Annotated in this window: 14 protein-coding genes and 1 pseudogene; 6 read left to right on the forward strand and 9 right to left on the reverse strand. The window is 69.5% G+C overall.

The genetic code is table 11. From position 1 onward, the window contains the following. Positions 1-12: 12 nt before the first annotated feature. The 4 genes and pseudogenes from OG558_RS02020 to glgC form a co-directional block, all read right to left on the reverse strand. Positions 13-1,515 (reverse strand): 2-hydroxymuconic semialdehyde dehydrogenase, encoded by a 1,503-nt coding sequence (locus OG558_RS02020; protein WP_405068671.1) that lies wholly within the window; start codon positions 1,513-1,515, stop codon positions 13-15. Beyond that, positions 1,512-2,813 carry an FAD-dependent oxidoreductase gene (locus tag OG558_RS02025; protein ID WP_405068672.1) on the reverse strand — a complete coding sequence of 434 codons (1,302 nt, stop codon included), beginning with the start codon at positions 2,811-2,813 and terminating at the stop codon, positions 1,512-1,514. Before OG558_RS02025 ends, OG558_RS02020 begins: the two co-directional genes overlap by 4 nt. Next, on the reverse strand, positions 2,810-4,066 hold the full coding sequence (kynU, locus tag OG558_RS02030; RefSeq protein ID WP_405068673.1) for a kynureninase: 1,257 nt from the start codon (positions 4,064-4,066) through the stop codon (positions 2,810-2,812). Before kynU ends, OG558_RS02025 begins: the two co-directional genes overlap by 4 nt. Positions 4,067-4,143: 77 nt before the next feature. Continuing rightward, positions 4,144-5,352: pseudogene (glgC, locus tag OG558_RS02035) on the reverse strand (glucose-1-phosphate adenylyltransferase); the annotation flags it as partial. Positions 5,353-5,416: 64 nt separating this feature from the next. On the opposite strand from glgC, the gene OG558_RS02040 reads away from it, so the two are divergent. From OG558_RS02040 to OG558_RS02050, 3 genes are all read left to right on the forward strand, one after another. After that, positions 5,417-5,962: a GNAT family N-acetyltransferase gene (locus OG558_RS02040; RefSeq protein ID WP_405068674.1), complete on the forward strand. Its 546-nt coding sequence runs from the start codon at positions 5,417-5,419 to the stop codon at positions 5,960-5,962. An 18-nt stretch (positions 5,963-5,980) separates the two neighbouring features. After that, on the forward strand, positions 5,981-7,138 hold the full coding sequence (glgA, locus tag OG558_RS02045; protein ID WP_405068675.1) for a glycogen synthase: 1,158 nt from the start codon (positions 5,981-5,983) through the stop codon (positions 7,136-7,138). 70 nt (positions 7,139-7,208) lie between these two features. Next, on the forward strand, positions 7,209-8,447 hold the full coding sequence (locus OG558_RS02050) for a hypothetical protein (protein WP_405068676.1): 1,239 nt from the start codon (positions 7,209-7,211) through the stop codon (positions 8,445-8,447). Here the strand turns inward: OG558_RS02050 and OG558_RS02055 are convergent. After that, complete coding sequence (locus OG558_RS02055; RefSeq protein ID WP_405068677.1) at positions 8,431-8,727, reverse strand: hypothetical protein; 297 nt, start codon at positions 8,725-8,727, stop codon at positions 8,431-8,433. The two genes, OG558_RS02050 and OG558_RS02055, sit on opposite strands and share 17 nt — an antisense overlap. Next, positions 8,727-9,143, reverse strand: coding sequence for a hypothetical protein (locus tag OG558_RS02060; protein ID WP_405068678.1), 417 nt, complete (start codon positions 9,141-9,143; stop codon positions 8,727-8,729). Before OG558_RS02060 ends, OG558_RS02055 begins: the two co-directional genes overlap by 1 nt. On the opposite strand from OG558_RS02060, the gene OG558_RS02065 reads away from it, so the two are divergent. Continuing rightward, entirely contained in the window at positions 9,098-9,838 is a 741-nt protein-coding gene (locus tag OG558_RS02065) for an oxidoreductase (protein WP_405068680.1), read from the forward strand. The genes OG558_RS02060 and OG558_RS02065 overlap by 46 nt on opposite strands. A 77-nt stretch (positions 9,839-9,915) precedes the next feature. On the opposite strand, the gene OG558_RS02070 is transcribed toward OG558_RS02065, so the two are convergent. The 3 genes from OG558_RS02070 to OG558_RS02080 form a co-directional block, all read right to left on the reverse strand. Beyond that, on the reverse strand, positions 9,916-10,869 hold the full coding sequence (locus tag OG558_RS02070) for a type IV toxin-antitoxin system AbiEi family antitoxin domain-containing protein (protein ID WP_405068681.1): 954 nt from the start codon (positions 10,867-10,869) through the stop codon (positions 9,916-9,918). Positions 10,870-11,067: 198 nt separating this feature from the next. Then, positions 11,068-12,540: a leucyl aminopeptidase family protein gene (locus OG558_RS02075; protein ID WP_405068682.1), complete on the reverse strand. Its 1,473-nt coding sequence runs from the start codon at positions 12,538-12,540 to the stop codon at positions 11,068-11,070. 180 nt (positions 12,541-12,720) lie between these two features. Continuing rightward, positions 12,721-12,888 carry a DUF3117 domain-containing protein gene (locus tag OG558_RS02080; RefSeq protein WP_012923066.1) on the reverse strand — a complete coding sequence of 56 codons (168 nt, stop codon included), beginning with the start codon at positions 12,886-12,888 and terminating at the stop codon, positions 12,721-12,723. A gap of 166 nt (positions 12,889-13,054) precedes the next feature. Between OG558_RS02080 and OG558_RS02085 the strand changes: the two genes are divergently transcribed. After that, on the forward strand, positions 13,055-13,885 hold the full coding sequence (locus tag OG558_RS02085) for a PaaX family transcriptional regulator C-terminal domain-containing protein (RefSeq protein WP_329481208.1): 831 nt from the start codon (positions 13,055-13,057) through the stop codon (positions 13,883-13,885). Between the two features lie 32 nt (positions 13,886-13,917). Continuing rightward, positions 13,918-14,709, forward strand: coding sequence for an enoyl-CoA hydratase/isomerase family protein (locus tag OG558_RS02090; RefSeq protein ID WP_405068683.1), 792 nt, complete (start codon positions 13,918-13,920; stop codon positions 14,707-14,709). Positions 14,710-14,730 lie beyond the last annotated feature (21 nt).

Genomic DNA, 14,730 nt, shown 5'->3' on the forward strand with positions numbered 1-14,730 from the left:
TCTTTTCCCGGCTCATGTCAGCTCCACGCAGACGTTGGTGGGCTCGGAGTAGAAGTCGAGCGAGTGCCTGCCGCCTTCGCGGCCGACCCCGGACAGCTTCATCCCGCCGAACGGCGTACGCAGGTCGCGGAGGAACCACGTGTTGACCCAGACGATGCCGACGTCCAGCGCCGGACCCGCGCGGTGGGCGCGGCCGACGTCCCGGGTCCAGACCGTTGCCGCGAGACCGTAGTCGCTGTCGTTCGCCAGCGCGTACGCCTCGTCCTCGGTGTCGAACGGCGCGATGTGGCAGATCGGGCCGAAGATCTCCTCCGTGTTCGTCCGCGCGTCCGGCGGCAGCCCCGCCACCACGGTTGGTTGCACGTAGCAACCACCATCACGGGCGTCGCCGAACGACGGTACGCCGCCACCTGCGAGGACTTCCGCGCCCTCGGCCCGCGCGAGGTCGTAGTACGACAGGACCTTGTCGCGGTGCTGCTTCGAGATCAACGGCATGTTCATCGTCGCCTCGTCGGCGGGCCAGCCGTAGGTCAACTCGGAGGCTCGCTGAGCCATGCGTGAGCAGAACTCGTCGAAGATCGGCCGTTCGACATACAACCGCTCGGTGCACAGGCAGACCTGCCCACCGTTGGTGAAGACCGACCGCACCGACCCCTCGACCGCGGCATCCAGCGAAGCGTCGGCGAAGATCAACCCGGCGTTCTTCCCGCCGAGCTCGAACGACACCGCCTTGACCCGATCCGCGGCGACCTTGGCGATCGCCGTACCGGTCGCGGACTCGCCGGTGAACGTGATCGCGTCGACGCCGGGATGCCGGGTCAGGTACTCCCCCGCCGACGACGGGCCGAATCCGTGCACGAGGTTGAAGACACCGGGCGGTACGCCGGCCGCCGCCATCACCTCGGCCAGCACGGTCGCCGACGCCGGCGTCTCCTCGGAGGGCTTCACCACCACCGCGTTGCCACAGGCAAGCGCCGGCGCGACCTTCCAGGTGAGCAGCAGCAACGGCAGATTCCACGGTACGACGATCGCCACCACACCGACCGGTTTCCGTACGGCGTAGTTCAACGCCCGCCGCCCGTCCGGCAGCACGGTGGTGTAGGACTCGGTCGCCGCCGTGGTCGCGAAGTCGGCGAACGCCCGGAAGTTGGCCGCGCCCCGCGGGATGTCGAGCGTCCGCGCCTGGCTGATCGACTTCCCGGTGTCCCCCACCTCGGCCGCGACCAGATCCTCGAACCGCCGCTCCAACTCGTCCGCGACCCGCCGCAGCACCGCCGCCCGTTCCTGCTCGCTCATGCGTCCCCACGGGCCACGGAGCGCCGCCCGGGCAGCGTTCACCGCCGCGTCGACAGTCTCGGAGTCCGCCTCGCACACGTCGAAGATCTGCTCACCTGTCACCGGGCTGATCTTCGCGAACGTCGACGGACTCGCCACGAACGCGCCGTCGACGAAGTGCCGCAGGAGCCCGACCGAGCTGGGCTGCCCGGTCAGCAACTCGGATGTCCACAGGCTCATCGCCGGCCCCTCCTTCGCAGGAGCCCCATCAGCACACCTGCCGCGGCGACCGCACCCATCCCGAGCACCTGGTGCTGACGACGTACCCGCTGCTGGACCTCGGCGTACGGCGTGGTCGAGAAGGAGACGAGTTCGTAGCGGGAGACGTAGGTGCCGGGGAGGAGGCGCTCCAGCGCGTGCTCGACGCGTTTGGTCAGCCGGAAGACCGGAGACGACACCTTGTCGCGCATCTCGACGAAGTTGTCGAGGGCCATGTCGGCGATCGCCTCGGTGTTCTCACGGCGGCGCGCCTCGAACAGCGGGAGCGCCCGGGCCCATGAGCCGCCGGTGTCGTCCAGGCAACGGTCCAGCTCGACCACGTCCTCGAAGGCACAGTTGGCCCCCTGACCGTAGAACGGGACGATGGCGTGGGCGGCGTCGCCGAGCAGCGCCGTACGCCCGTGAGCCTGCCAGGGCAGCGTGTGCACTGTGCCGAGTACGCCGACCGGGTTGTGCAGGTAGTCGTCCACCAGGTCCGGCGCCAACGGCAACAGATCCGGATAGTTCTCCCGGAAATGCGTTTCGATCCCCGAAGGATCGGCCAGCGCGTCGAAGGATCCGGCCGGCCAGAAGAGTGTGCAGGTGAAGGACCGATCCGGATTCGGCAGCGCGATCATCATCGACGTCCCGCGCGGCCAGATGTGCAGCGCCCCGGCATCCAGCGCGAAGTCACCGGAGACCGCCGGGATCGACAGCTCCTTGTAGCCGTAGTCGAGGAAGTCGACGTCCTCCGCAACGATGCCCTCGGCAAGCAACTGCTCGCGCACTGCGGAACCGGCCCCGTCGGCACCCAGCACCACATCCGCCGAAGCCGACACCTTCCCGGCAGGCGTCGCGAACACCATCCGCCCCGCCTGCGAGTCCAGCTCCACCAACCGGTGCTCGAACTCGACCGTCACCCCGGAAGCGTCCGCCGCTGCAGACAGCAGAGCGTTGTTCAGCGCACCCCGGCTGATCGAGTTGATGGCCCGATCACCCGACGCCGAGTAGGCCTGAAAATCCAGCGGCCCGGACACCGGATGGATCATCCGGCCCTTCATCGGCAACGCGTCCGCCATCACCTGATCGACCAGCCCGATCCGGCGCAGCGCGTCCAGCCCACGCTCGGAGATCGCCAGGTTGATCGAGCGCCCGCGTTCGGCCTGACCGACCCTCGGATCCGGCCGCCGTTCGTACAAAGTCACCGGCAACCCACGCCGCGCGAGGAAACACGCCAGCAGACTCCCCGTCAGCCCCGCTCCGACGATCGCGACCCTCATGCCGGCACCGCCCCGGCCAGTGCGGACGCGGCCCGCCAGCAGTCGTGATACGTCGAGTACAGCGGCACCGGTGCCAGCCGCAGTACGTCGGGCTCCCGCGAGTCCGCGATCACGCCGTACTCGAACCGCAGCCGCCGCGCGAGCTCACCCGCCCGCATCCCGTCGACCCGCAAGGACAGCTGCGCGCCGCGCCCGGCCGGGTCGGCGGGTGTGATCACCCGCAGCGGCCGTCCATCCGTCACCGACGCCAAGAGCTCCTCCAGGTACGCCGTCAGCCGCAGACTGCGCTCACGCAGCGCCCCGATGCCGATCTTGTCGAAGATCTCCAGCGACGTCCGCACCGGGCTCATCGAGAAGATCGGCGGGTTCGACACCTGCCAGGCGTCCGCGGAGGCGGGCGGTCGCGATTCCGGCGTCATCTCGAACCGGGTCGACGCCTCCGTGCTCCACCACCCCTCGAACCGCGGCAGGTCACCGCCCAGATGCCGCTCGTGCACAAAGGCGCCCGCGAGCGCACCAGGGCCCGCGTTCAGGTACTTGTACGAACACCACGCAGCGAAGTCCACACCCCAATCGTGCAACGCCAACGGGACATTCCCGGCGGCATGCGCGAGATCCCACCCGACGATCGCACCGGCCGCATGACCGGCCTTGGTGATCATCGGGATGTCCATCAGTTCACCGGTCAGGTAGTTCACCCCACCGAGCAGCACCAGGGCCACATCGCCACCCAGTTGCTCGACGACATCCGCCGTACGCAGGCTGTCCTCACCCGGCCGGGGCCGCAGGCGGATGATCGTGTCGTCGGCGTCGTACCCATGGAACCGAGCCTGCGAGCGGACGGCGTAGCTGTCCGAGGGGAAGGCCGAATCCTCGATGACGATCCGGTGCCGCGAGCGGGTCGGGCGGTAGAACGAGACCATCAGCAGGTGCAGGTTGACGGTGAGCGAGTTCATCACCACGGTCTCGCTCGGCAACGCGCCGACCAGGCGGGAGGCGGGACCGGTCAGCAGTTCGTGGTACGGCAGCCAGGGGCGGGCCGCGTCGAGATGCCCCTCGACCCCGAGCGCCGCCCAGGCGTCGAGATCCTCGAGCAGCTCGACCCGGGTCGCTCGCGGCCGCAGACCGAGCGAGTTGCCGGCGAAGTACGCCACGTCCGGGTAGTCGCCACCCTGGGCCGGGGGTACGTCGAAGAGGTCGCGGTGCCCGGGATCCGCAACATCCAGCTCCAGCGCGTCATCCTCCGCGGTCACGCCTCGGCAACCTCGTCCGACGTCGCCGGCGCGGCGTGCTCCGGCTTGGCGGCCATCGCCGGCGGCTCGATCACCTGCCCCTTGCCGAGCACGCTCACCCCGCCCTTGGACACCGTGAACCCCCGCTCCCGGTCGAGATCCGGGTCGACGCCGATCTCGACGCCGTCGGGGACGACCACGTTCTTGTCCAGGATGACGTTCTTCAGCACGACGTTCGCGCCGATCTTGCAGTTGTCCATGATGACGGCTCGCTCGATATTCGCACCGGCGCTGACGATCACGTTGGCCCCCAGCACCGAGTGCTCCACGATCGCACCGGACACGATCGAGCCCTGGCAGACGATCGACTCTCCGACGGTCGCGTCGTCGGTGAACTTCGCGCCCGGCAATTGCGGGTGCGAGGTGAAGATCGGCCAGTCCGAGTTGTACAGGTTGAACACCGGCTGGATCGAGACCAGGTCCATGTGTGCCTCGTGGTACGAATCGAGTGACCCGACGTCGCGCCAGTACGAGCGATCCCGGTCCAGCGCGCCCGGGACGTCGTTCTCCTGGAAGTCGTAGACCCCGGCCTTGCCCTCGGCAACCATCATCGGGACGATGTCGCCGCCCATGTCGTGCCGCGACGCCGGGTTCGCGGCGTCCTTGCGCAGCGCCTCGACCAGGACGCCGGCGCTGAACACGTAGTTGCCCATCGAGGCGAACGTCTCGTCCGGCGAATCCGGCAGGCCCGGCGGATCGGCCGGCTTCTCCAGGAACTCGTCGATGGTGTGCCCGTCCGCGCCGGTCTTGATCACGCCGAACTCCGACGCCTCGGCCCGCGGCACCCGGATCCCGGCCACGGTGACGCCGTTCCCGCGCTGGATGTGCGCGGCGACCATCTGAGAGGCATCCATCCGGTAGACGTGGTCGGCGCCGAACACCACGATGATGTCGGGCTGGAAGTCGTCGATCAGGTTCATCGACTGGTAGATCGCGTCCGCGCTGCCCTGGTACCACTGCGGGCCGAGCCGCTGCTGGGCCGGCACACAGCTGACGAAGTTGCCCAGCAGCGTCGACATCCGCCAGGTGACGGTGACGTGCCGATCCAGCGAGTGCGACTTGTACTGCGTCAGGACGAACAGGTTCCGGATGCCGGCGTTCACCAGGTTCGACAGCACGAAGTCGATCAGGCGGTAACTGCCCCCGAACGGGACGGCCGGTTTGGCCCGGTCCGCCGTCAGCGGCATCAGCCGCTTGCCCTCACCACCGGCCAGCACGATTCCGAGAACTCTGGGCGCCTTTGCCATGTCCGCACCTTAATCCTCCATCCCCCCTGGCATAAGCGCTTGCGAGTGTCGCGACACTGTGAAGATGCCGATCCTCGTCGTACCGACTGCTGCCGTTCACCGTTCGTTCCTGGCTGCCTGGGACGAAGCGGGGCCGCAGGAGGAGCGGTGGATGGGAGCCCGGTCGGTGGCCGGCGCGGAGGAGGAGTGGAGCCGCGGTCAGGCGGCCGATCCGGCCGAGTTCGCCCGGATGATCGAGGCGATCCGGGCGGAGGCGGACCCGGAGACCGCGCTGCCGCCGGGCATCGTGCACCAGACCGTGCTCTGGTTCGTCGACGGCGTCGACTGGCTCGGCCGGTTGTCGATCCGGCACCACCTGACCCCGGCCCTGACCGAGCTCGGCGGCCACATCGGGTACTACGTCCGCCCGTCGGCCCGGCGCCAGGGGCACGCGACCCAGATGCTGACCCAGTCACTGCCGATCGCCGCCGCCCTCGAAATCGATCCCGCGCTGGTCACCTGCGACCTGGACAACGAGGGCTCGCGCCGCGTGATCGAGTCGGCCGGTGGCGAATTGGAAGACGAACGACACGGAAAGCTGCGCTTCTGGGTACCGACACGGATGACCTGATGTCCTATCGTCGGGCTCATGAAGGTCGCCATCCTGACGCGTGAGTTCCCTCCGGATGTGTACGGCGGGGCGGGGGTGCACGTGGACTTCCTGGTCCGCGAGCTCCGTCGCCTGATCGACGTGGACGTGCACTGCATGGGCGAGCCACGGCTCGGCGCGACCGCGCACTCCGAGGACGACCCGCGGATGCCGGAGGCGAACGCGGCCCTGCGCATCCTGTCCACCGACCTCACCATGACCGCCGGGGTCGGCGACGCGGACCTCGTTCACTCCCACACCTGGTACGCGAACATGGCCGGTCACTGGGCGAAGCTCCTGTACGACGTACCGCACGTGGTGACCGCTCACTCGCTGGAGCCGCGCCGTCCGTGGAAGGCCGAGCAGCTCGGCGGTGGCTACCGGCTGTCCAGCTGGGCCGAGCAGACGGCGTACGAGCCGGCCGATGCCGTGGTCGCGGTGAGCCGCGGGATGCGCGACGACGTCCTGGCCTGCTACCCGGCGATTGACCCGGCCAAGGTGCACGTGATCTCGAACGGGATCGACGCCGACTTCTACCAGCCGGACCCGGCGACCCACGTGCTCGAGCGGCTCGGCGTCGACCCGGGCCGCCCGTACGTGACGTTCGTCGGCCGGATCACCCGGCAGAAGGGCGTGCCGCATCTGCTCCGGGCCGGCCTGCGCCTCGACCCGTCCGTGCAGCTCGTCCTGCTCGCCGGCGCGGCCGACACGGTCGAGCTGAAGGCGGAGACCGACGCGTTGATCGACGACCTCAAGCTGGCCCGGGACGGAGTGTTCGTGGTCTCCGAGATGCTGCCGCGCGAGGAGGTCCGGCAGGTGCTGACGCACGCGCTGGCGTTCTGCTGCCCGTCGATCTACGAGCCGCTCGGCATCGTCAACCTGGAGGCGATGGCGTGCGAGACGGCCGTCGTGGCCAGCGCCGTCGGCGGGATCCCCGAGGTGGTCGACGACGGCGTGACCGGCATCCTCGTCCCGTACGACGAGAACGACATCGACACGTTCGAGCGCGGTCTGGCCGCGGGCATCAACGAGCTGGTCGACAACCCGGCGAAGGCCGAGGCGATGGGCAAGGCCGGCCGTGAGCGCGCGGTGTCGGAGTTCGGCTGGGACGCCGTCGCGGACCGGACCGTGCGGCTCTACAACAGCCTGCTCGGGTAGGGGAAACCCCACCCCGGAGCCGGGTGTGAGCACCATGGCCGGGGAGGTCACGCGACGGTTGGGTTGAGGTATGACATCTCGCCTGGTCAAGACCGTCGCGGCGACGCTCGCCGGCGCTGCTCTGCTCACCTTCCCACTGTCGGCGTACGCCTCCGTCAACCAACCGACGCTGTCCGAGGCTGCCGTCACCAGGGTCCACGCCCTCCGCGGCGCGCTCGTCTCAGCCGTCCCGATCGCCACCCTGACGGCGGCTCAACTGGACGCCGCCGCGGCCGATTTCCCGGACACACCACCGGCCAAGTACGGCGTCACGGCGTACCGCTTGATCTATCGGACCGTCGACCACAATGGCCGGGCGACGACCGCAAGCGGCATCGTCGTGCTGCCGGACGGGCGCCGGGGTGCACTGACCGCGGTGGAGTACCTGCACGGCACGAATGCGACCAAGGCCTACGCGGCCTCGGTCGACGACACCTCGACCGACCGGCTCGTCACCGCGCTGTTCGCCGGCGCGGGACTGGTCGGCGTCGCGCCGGACTACCTCGGGCTGGGGCTCGGCCCGGGTCCGCACCCGTACATCGACACCAAGACCGAGACCACCGCCTCGGCGGACATGCTGCTCGCGGCCCGGACCTTCGCGGCGCGGCACGGTGTCGCGCTGAAGCGGGACGTCCTGGTCACCGGCTTCTCGCAGGGCGGCCGGGCCTCGATCGCGCTCGGGCGGGCGCTGAGCCGGGGTGAGGCCGGGCCGTTCCGGCTCGGTGCGCTGCAGGCCGTCGCCGGACCGTACGACCTGCTCGGCAGCGAACTGCCCGCGACCTTCGACGGCGGCGTCGCGCCCGCGACCGCCGCGTTCTACCTCGCGTACTTCGTCACGGCCTGGAACCGGACAGTCGGGTTGTACGACGATCCGCGCGAGGCGTTCCAGGCGCCGTACGCGAAGACCGTGGAGGGGCTGTTCGACGGTTCACACCCCGACGAGGAGATCGCCGCCGCGCTACCGGACTCGCCGGACAAGCTGTTCACGCCAGAGTTCGCCCAACGGCTGCAGCACCCGACCGGCCGTTTCCTGCGGGCCCTCCAGGCAGCCGACCAGATCTGCCACGACTGGACCCCGCGCGTCCCGATCCACCTCTACAGCGGCACCAAGGACACGGACGTCGTAGCCGCGAACGCGAATGCCTGCGCCATCGGGCTCCGGGCTCGCGGAGCGCAGGTCACCGTGCACTCGATGGGTGCCGTCGACCACTTCGGTACGGCGTTCGCGGCGTACCCGCAGATCGTCCGCACCTTCAGTCACTGGGCCTAGCGCTGCGCTCGTCCCGCTGCGGCGCCTCATCACTGGACGCGGTAAGGCTGCCCCGCAGTGCGAGCAGTTCGGCGTCGCGGCTGCCCGGCGTGGCGTGGAAAACGACCAGCGTCATGCTGTCGGTGCCGCCGATGGTCAGCTTGTCGCTCTGCAGCGCGATGTCACCCACCTCTGGATGGGTCAGCAAGCTGACCCGGCCACGCCGCGGCCGCACGTCATGCCGGGCCCACAGCTGCCGGAATCGCTCGCTGCGGACCGACAGCTCGCCGACCAGCTCCATCAGGCGCGGGTCGTCGACTCCGACCCGAGCTCGGACCGCAGGATGCCGACCCCGTCCTCGGTCAGGTCGTCCCAGTCCCGCCGCAGCGCCCGCTCCGCCGGGTCGAGGAGGACCGACGTCAGCAGGTTGACCCCGACCGCATAGTTCGGCGTCAACGCGGCGCACAGTGCGTTGACCGCGAGTACGTCGGTGTACTTGTTCTGCACGTACGCCGGGTTGTTCGGCCACCCGTCGATCAGTTCGACGATGCTCGGCGAGACCGGCTCGGTCTTCGCCCGCTGGCGCGGTGCCGGGACAGCGCGCGGCCGCTCCTGGGCGAGGCCGATGAGGTACGCCGTCGCGTCCGCGTCCAGCCGAAGTACGTCGGCCAGTGCCTCGCCGTACTGCGGGAAGCGGTGGAACTCGGCATCACACATATCGACACCAGCGACTTCTACGGCCCGACCGTGGTCAACGAGCTCATCAAGGAAGCCCTCTACCGTACCCGGCGGACCTGCACCTGGTCACCAAGGTCGGCGCCCGCCGCGGTGACGACGGGAGCTGGATCCACTCGGAGGAGCCGGCCTCGTTGAAGGCGCAGGTCCACGAGAACCTGGAGCACCTCGGCCTGGGCGTCCTCGATGTCGTCAACCTCCGTACGGCGGCGCACGACGGCGGCAGCGAGGACTCGATCGCCGAGTCGTTCACCGTGCTCGCCGAACTGCAGCAGGAGGGCCTGATCCGGCACCTCGGCCTGAGCGGCGTGACGATCACCCAGATCCGCGAGGCGCAGACCATCGCCCCGGTCGTCACTGTGCAGAACCGCTACAACCTCGTCCGCCGCCACGATGATGACGTCGTCGACTACTGCGCCGACCAGAACATCGCTTTCGCCTCGTTCTTCCCCCTCGGCGGCTTCACCCCACTCCAATCCGAAACCCTGGCGAAGGTAGCCACCCGCCTGAGCGCCACACCGCAACAGGTCGCCCTGGCCTGGCTCCTCCAGCGCTCGTCGACGAGCATCGTCATCCCCGGCACGTCCTCAGTCGGGCACCTGCGCGAGAACGTCGCCGCCGCCGACCTGGTCCTCCCGGCCGACGCCGACGCCGACCTGGACACCATCACCACCTGACCGCATTTGATGGGTTGACGTCCGAAAGTGTGGGTTGGCCACCCGAAATACCGGACGCCAACCCACAGTCTCGGACGTCAACCAGCCAAATCGGTACGGCGGGAGCGGGCGAACGCCTGGCGGATGCGCAAAGCTGTCCGGGCGGGATGGTCGAGATCGATCCAGGTGGTCCGGACGACCTCCAGCCCCAGCGCGCGAAGCCGGTCCTCCCGAACCTTCTCCCGGATCAGCGTCTCCCTGGACCCGTCGGCGTACTTCAAGAGACCGTCGAACTCGACCACGGTGTTGTGATCGGGGAAGTAGAAATCAACCCGCGCGATGAACCCGTCGGCGTCTTCGAAGACCACCTGCAGGACCGGCGACGGCAATCCTTCGTTGCGCATCAGCACCCGGAGCCGGGACTCTCCGACTGATTCGGCCAATGGATCCGCGAAGGCGAGAACGGCGCGGATCGTCGGACCACCCGGCCAGAACTCGGTCACCTCGAGCAGCCGCGGAAGGTCAGCGGCCACCGCCGGATCGCGCAGCGCCGCGTCGGCGCTGACCACCGCCGACTCGAACGACGTCGCGCCGGCGGTTTCCACCAGGGCGCGGGCCACCGACGTCATGGCCAGTCCCTCGACCGTCGTCAGATCGGCGGGCTCCAGCAGACCCCGATGATGCCGAACGCCCGCCTTCAACCCGCTGCGAAACCCGCTCGACCTGGTCAGCTGAACCTCGGTCAGATCAACTCGCCAAACCGGTACGCCGTGCAGGACGAGAGCGGAGTGATGACTCACCACCGCCGATCCACGGTCCATCGAGTGCATCGCGGCGTACACGAGGCGATGGTGCCGCAGGAGCTGCTGATCCCACGGTGCCAGACCGCTCGGATCGAGCCGTTCGGCGTACCAGCCGTGCCGGATTCGCTCCCACCGTCCGTCGGCGAGACGTTCGCGGATCTGCTCGGCGGTGTAACCGGCATGCAGCGCCTGAGCCCGGCTGACGACGCCACCCTGTCTGCCCGCGACCGTTTTCAACTCTGGATTCACCCATCCAGGATGAACCGCGCCGACCCTTCCGCGCCGCCCCCAATCACAGCCCTGTGGACGACCGATCGGACGCCCACCCACCATCTGAAGGGTTCTACACCCTGATTCGGGGTGTAGAACCCACAATCCGGGACGCCCACCCACCATATGCGGCCAGGGTCGGGGCCGGGGTTGGGGACGGGCCGGGTTGGCCCAGGGTCAGCCGATGCCGGAGGTTGGGGTGTTGGAGGTCAGCCAGGTGGTGAGGAGGCGGGCGCCGGCGCCGGTGGCGCCGGTTGAGTACTCGAAGCGGTCGGCCGGGGACTCCGCGATCGACGACAGGTCCAGGTGGGCCCAGGGGATGCCGCCGGTGAAGGCCTTCAGGAAGAGGGCCGCGGTGATCGAACCCGGGCCTTTCGAGCTGTTGACCGAGTCGGCGATCGGGGTCGCGATCAGCTCCTCGTACTCGGCCGGCAGCGGCATCCGCCACAGTTCCTCACCGGAGACCCGGCCCGCGTCGGCGAGGTTGTCGGCCAGGGCGTCATCGGTCGCGAACATTCCGCCGTACAGCATCGATCCGAGCGACACCTTGATCGCGCCGGTCAGCGTGGCGATGTCGACGACCACATCGGGCTTCAGCTCCTTGACGGCGTACGCGAGCCCGTCGGCCATCACCAGCCGGCCCTCGGCGTCGGTGTTCTTCACCTCGGTGGTGCGGCCGCCGTAGTGCCGGATCACGTCGTCGGGCCGGTACGCCGATCCCGACGGCATGTTCTCGGCCGCGCAGATCAGTCCCGTCACCTTGACCTGCGCTCCGAGCTCACGCAGTGCGGACAGGGCGGCGATCACCGAGCCTCCGCCGGTCATGTCGCGCTTCATCGACACCATGCCCTCGCGCGGCTTCAGCGACAGGCCGCCGGTGTCGTAGGTGATGCCCTTGCCGACCAGGACGACGTACGGCGTGTCCTTCGTGGCGCCGTCCGGCACGTAGTCCAGCCGGATGAACCGCGGCGGCCGGGTCGATCCCTGGCCGACCGCGAGGATGCCGCCGAACCCGTCCGCGGCGAGCTTCTTCTCGTCCCAGACCGTCACCTGCAGCCCGGTCGACGCGGCCAGCTCGGTCGCGCGGCCGGCCAGCCAGGCCGGGTCCTTCTCGTTCGACGGGGTGATCGCGAGCTGCCGCGCCAGCCAGCCGGTACGCCCGATCACCACCCCGCGGTCGAGCACGGGCTGCCGCGCGGTCGCTGAACCGTCGGTCAGGACGAGCCGGGTCAGCACCGGCTTGCCCGCGTCGACCGTCTTCAGCGTGTACGTGAACGATCCCAGCACGACGCCCTCGGCGAACGCCTGCAGTGCCGCATCATCGATGCCCTCGGCAACGACCGTGGTGAGCTCGTCCTTGCCGCGACCGAACCGGGCGATCGCCGCACCGGCGTGTCGCAGGTCCTTGGCACTGCCGTCACCGGCACCGACCAGCAGGATCTCGGTCACCTCACCGGACAGCAGTGGGTACGCCGCGGTCGCGCCGGCGGATGGCGTGAAGCCGGTCGCCTGCTGGGCTTCGAGCAATCGGCCGAGGTCGACGCCGAGGCGCTCACCGGCCTCCTTCCCGGCAGCCGGCAGGCCGCCCTCGCCGACCACGATCACCCAGGTCGGGGCGCCGTGCACCGGCAGACCGGGCTGCCAGGTCACGGCCGGAAGAGTCGGGAACGGAGGAGTGATGCTGCGGCGAGCCACTAGGACGACCTCACTGGTTTGATCAAAAGGTGGTATTTGGCCGGGCCAACCGTAACGACCCCGGCCGGTGCCGAAAAGGGCACCCACCGGGGTCGAAGTGATTGGCTGAGGTGCGAGGCACCCCGGAGGACTCGGTCAGCCGACGACTGCTTTGAGCGCGTTGCCGAGCTCGGTGGCCTCGTCCGCGTTCAGCTCGACGACGAGCCGGCCGCCGCCCTCGAGCGGAACCCGCATCACGATCCCCCGACCCTCCTTGGTGACCTCGAGCGGACCATCGCCCGTCCGCGGCTTCATCGCCGCCATGCGCGCACCCCTTCCCAGTCTCGGTGTTGAGCGACGACACCGCGCGGGGAACCGTCGCCGGCGCCGTTGCGGTGATGCGCCGTCGGCGCGTATCGCAGTGTGTATCGGACCCCATTATTCCCGATCGCAGGCCAGAGCCGTGCACCATACGGCAGACTCAAGTCTTGTGCACGCCCGTTCAGCCCTTTTCGACCTGTACGGCGACCACCTGCGCGCGCGTGGTGCGCGCGCTCCGGTCGCGGCCCTGGTCCGGCTGCTCGCGCCGCTCGGCGTCCATCCGCCGGCGGTCCGGACCGCGGTGTCCCGGATGGTCCGGCAGGGCTGGCTGGAGCCGGTCCGGCTCGACGGCCAGCCCGGTTATGCGCTGACCTCCCGGGCGCGTCGCAGGCTCGACGACGCGGCCGCCCGGATCTACCGCACCGCCCCCGACGGCACCCCGGTCGGCGCCGGTGCGGAGGGCTCCGGCGACTGGGACCGGCACTGGCATCTGGGCATCCTCCGCGAGGTCCCGAACGCGCGCCGCCGCGAACAGCTGGCGAGCCAACTCGCCTTCCTGGGTTGGGCTCCGCTGTCCGACGGCGCCTGGGTCGGGCTGCGCAACGACGCCGAGGTGGACCAGATCCTCGGCGTGGAAGGAATCGCCGCGGACCGGTTCCGCGCCCCGGTGGACGACGGTGCCGTCGAGTTCGCTCGCCGGGTGTGGCGGCTGGACGAGCTCGGCGCGTCGTACGACGCCTGGCTGATCGAGGCCAAGGCCTTGGTGGACGGCGCCGGCCACGAACCCACCTCGGACACGACCGACGAGCAGGCCTTCGCGGTCCGGTCCGAGCTCGTGCACGAATGGCGCAAATTCCTGTTCCGGGATCCCGGGCTGCCGGCCGAGCTGCTGCCGGACGACTGGGCCGGCACGCGGGCCGCGGCGTTCTTCGATTTCCACGCCGAACGACTGAGCCCCGCGGCCGGGCGTTTCGTCGACGACTGCCTGACACTGCACTGAAATTCTCACCGACTGTCAAGGAGCTGACCACGATGAGTGACTCCGTCACCTACGCCGTCGCCGAGGGCGTGGCCACCATCACACTGAACCGGCCGGACGCGATGAACTCGCTCGACATCGCGACCAAGGTCCTGCTCCGCGACACCGTCCAGGCCGCCGCCGAGGACGACGCCGTACGCGTGGTCGTGCTGACCGGGACCGGGCGGGCGTTCTGCGTCGGCCAGGACCTGAAGGAGCACATCGGGCTGCTCGACGCGAACGACACGGCCGCGCTGTGGAGCACGGTGCCGGACCACTACGCGCCGATCGCGCTCGCGCTGGCGGAGATGCCCAAGCCGGTGATCGCGGCGGTGAACGGGGTCGCGGCCGGCGCCGGCGCGTCGATGGCGTTCGCGTGCGACTTCCGGGTGGTCGCGGACACGGCTGGGTTCAATCTCGCCTTTACCGGGATCGCACTGTCCTGCGACACCGGGATCTCATGGACGCTCCCCCGGCTGATCGGGCACGCCAAGGCCCTCGAAATGCTGTACTTCCCCCGCACCATCCCGGCCGCCGAGGCCCTCGACCTCGGCCTTGCCACGTCGGTCGTCCCGGTCGCTGATTTCGAAAGCGCCGTCGCCGACCTGGCCGGCAAGCTCGCCGCCGGACCCACCGTCGCGTACGGCGCCGTCCGCCAGTCGCTCGGGTATTCGGCGACCCACACGCTGGCCGAGTCGCTGGCGTTCGAGGCCGGCAAGATGCAGCTCACCGGCGACACCGACGACCACCGCAACGCGGTCGCCTCCTTCGTCGCCAAGCAGAAGCCCACCTTCGAAGGCCGGTGACCTCCGTACCGACGGACGGGT

Origin of the sequence: Kribbella sp. NBC_01510, assembly GCF_045040325.1 — a bacterium.
Classification (GTDB): Bacteria; Actinomycetota; Actinomycetes; order Propionibacteriales; family Kribbellaceae; genus Kribbella.

Excerpts from the sequence above, each read along its gene's own strand:
- OG558_RS02040 (WP_405068674.1), top strand. The coding sequence starts at position 5,417 with ATGCCGATCCTCGTCGTACCGACTGCTGCCGTTCACCGTTCGTTCCTG.
- OG558_RS02020 (WP_405068671.1), bottom strand. The coding sequence starts at position 1,515 with ATGAGCCTGTGGACATCCGAGTTGCTGACCGGGCAGCCCAGCTCGGTC.
- glgA (WP_405068675.1), top strand. The coding sequence starts at position 5,981 with ATGAAGGTCGCCATCCTGACGCGTGAGTTCCCTCCGGATGTGTACGGC.
- OG558_RS02090 (WP_405068683.1), top strand. The coding sequence starts at position 13,918 with ATGAGTGACTCCGTCACCTACGCCGTCGCCGAGGGCGTGGCCACCATC.
- OG558_RS02055 (WP_405068677.1), bottom strand. The coding sequence starts at position 8,727 with ATGGAGCTGGTCGGCGAGCTGTCGGTCCGCAGCGAGCGATTCCGGCAG.
- OG558_RS02060 (WP_405068678.1), bottom strand. The coding sequence starts at position 9,143 with ATGTGTGATGCCGAGTTCCACCGCTTCCCGCAGTACGGCGAGGCACTG.
- OG558_RS02050 (WP_405068676.1), top strand. The coding sequence starts at position 7,209 with ATGACATCTCGCCTGGTCAAGACCGTCGCGGCGACGCTCGCCGGCGCT.
- OG558_RS02025 (WP_405068672.1), bottom strand. The coding sequence starts at position 2,813 with ATGAGGGTCGCGATCGTCGGAGCGGGGCTGACGGGGAGTCTGCTGGCG.
- OG558_RS02080 (WP_012923066.1), bottom strand. The coding sequence starts at position 12,888 with ATGGCGGCGATGAAGCCGCGGACGGGCGATGGTCCGCTCGAGGTCACC.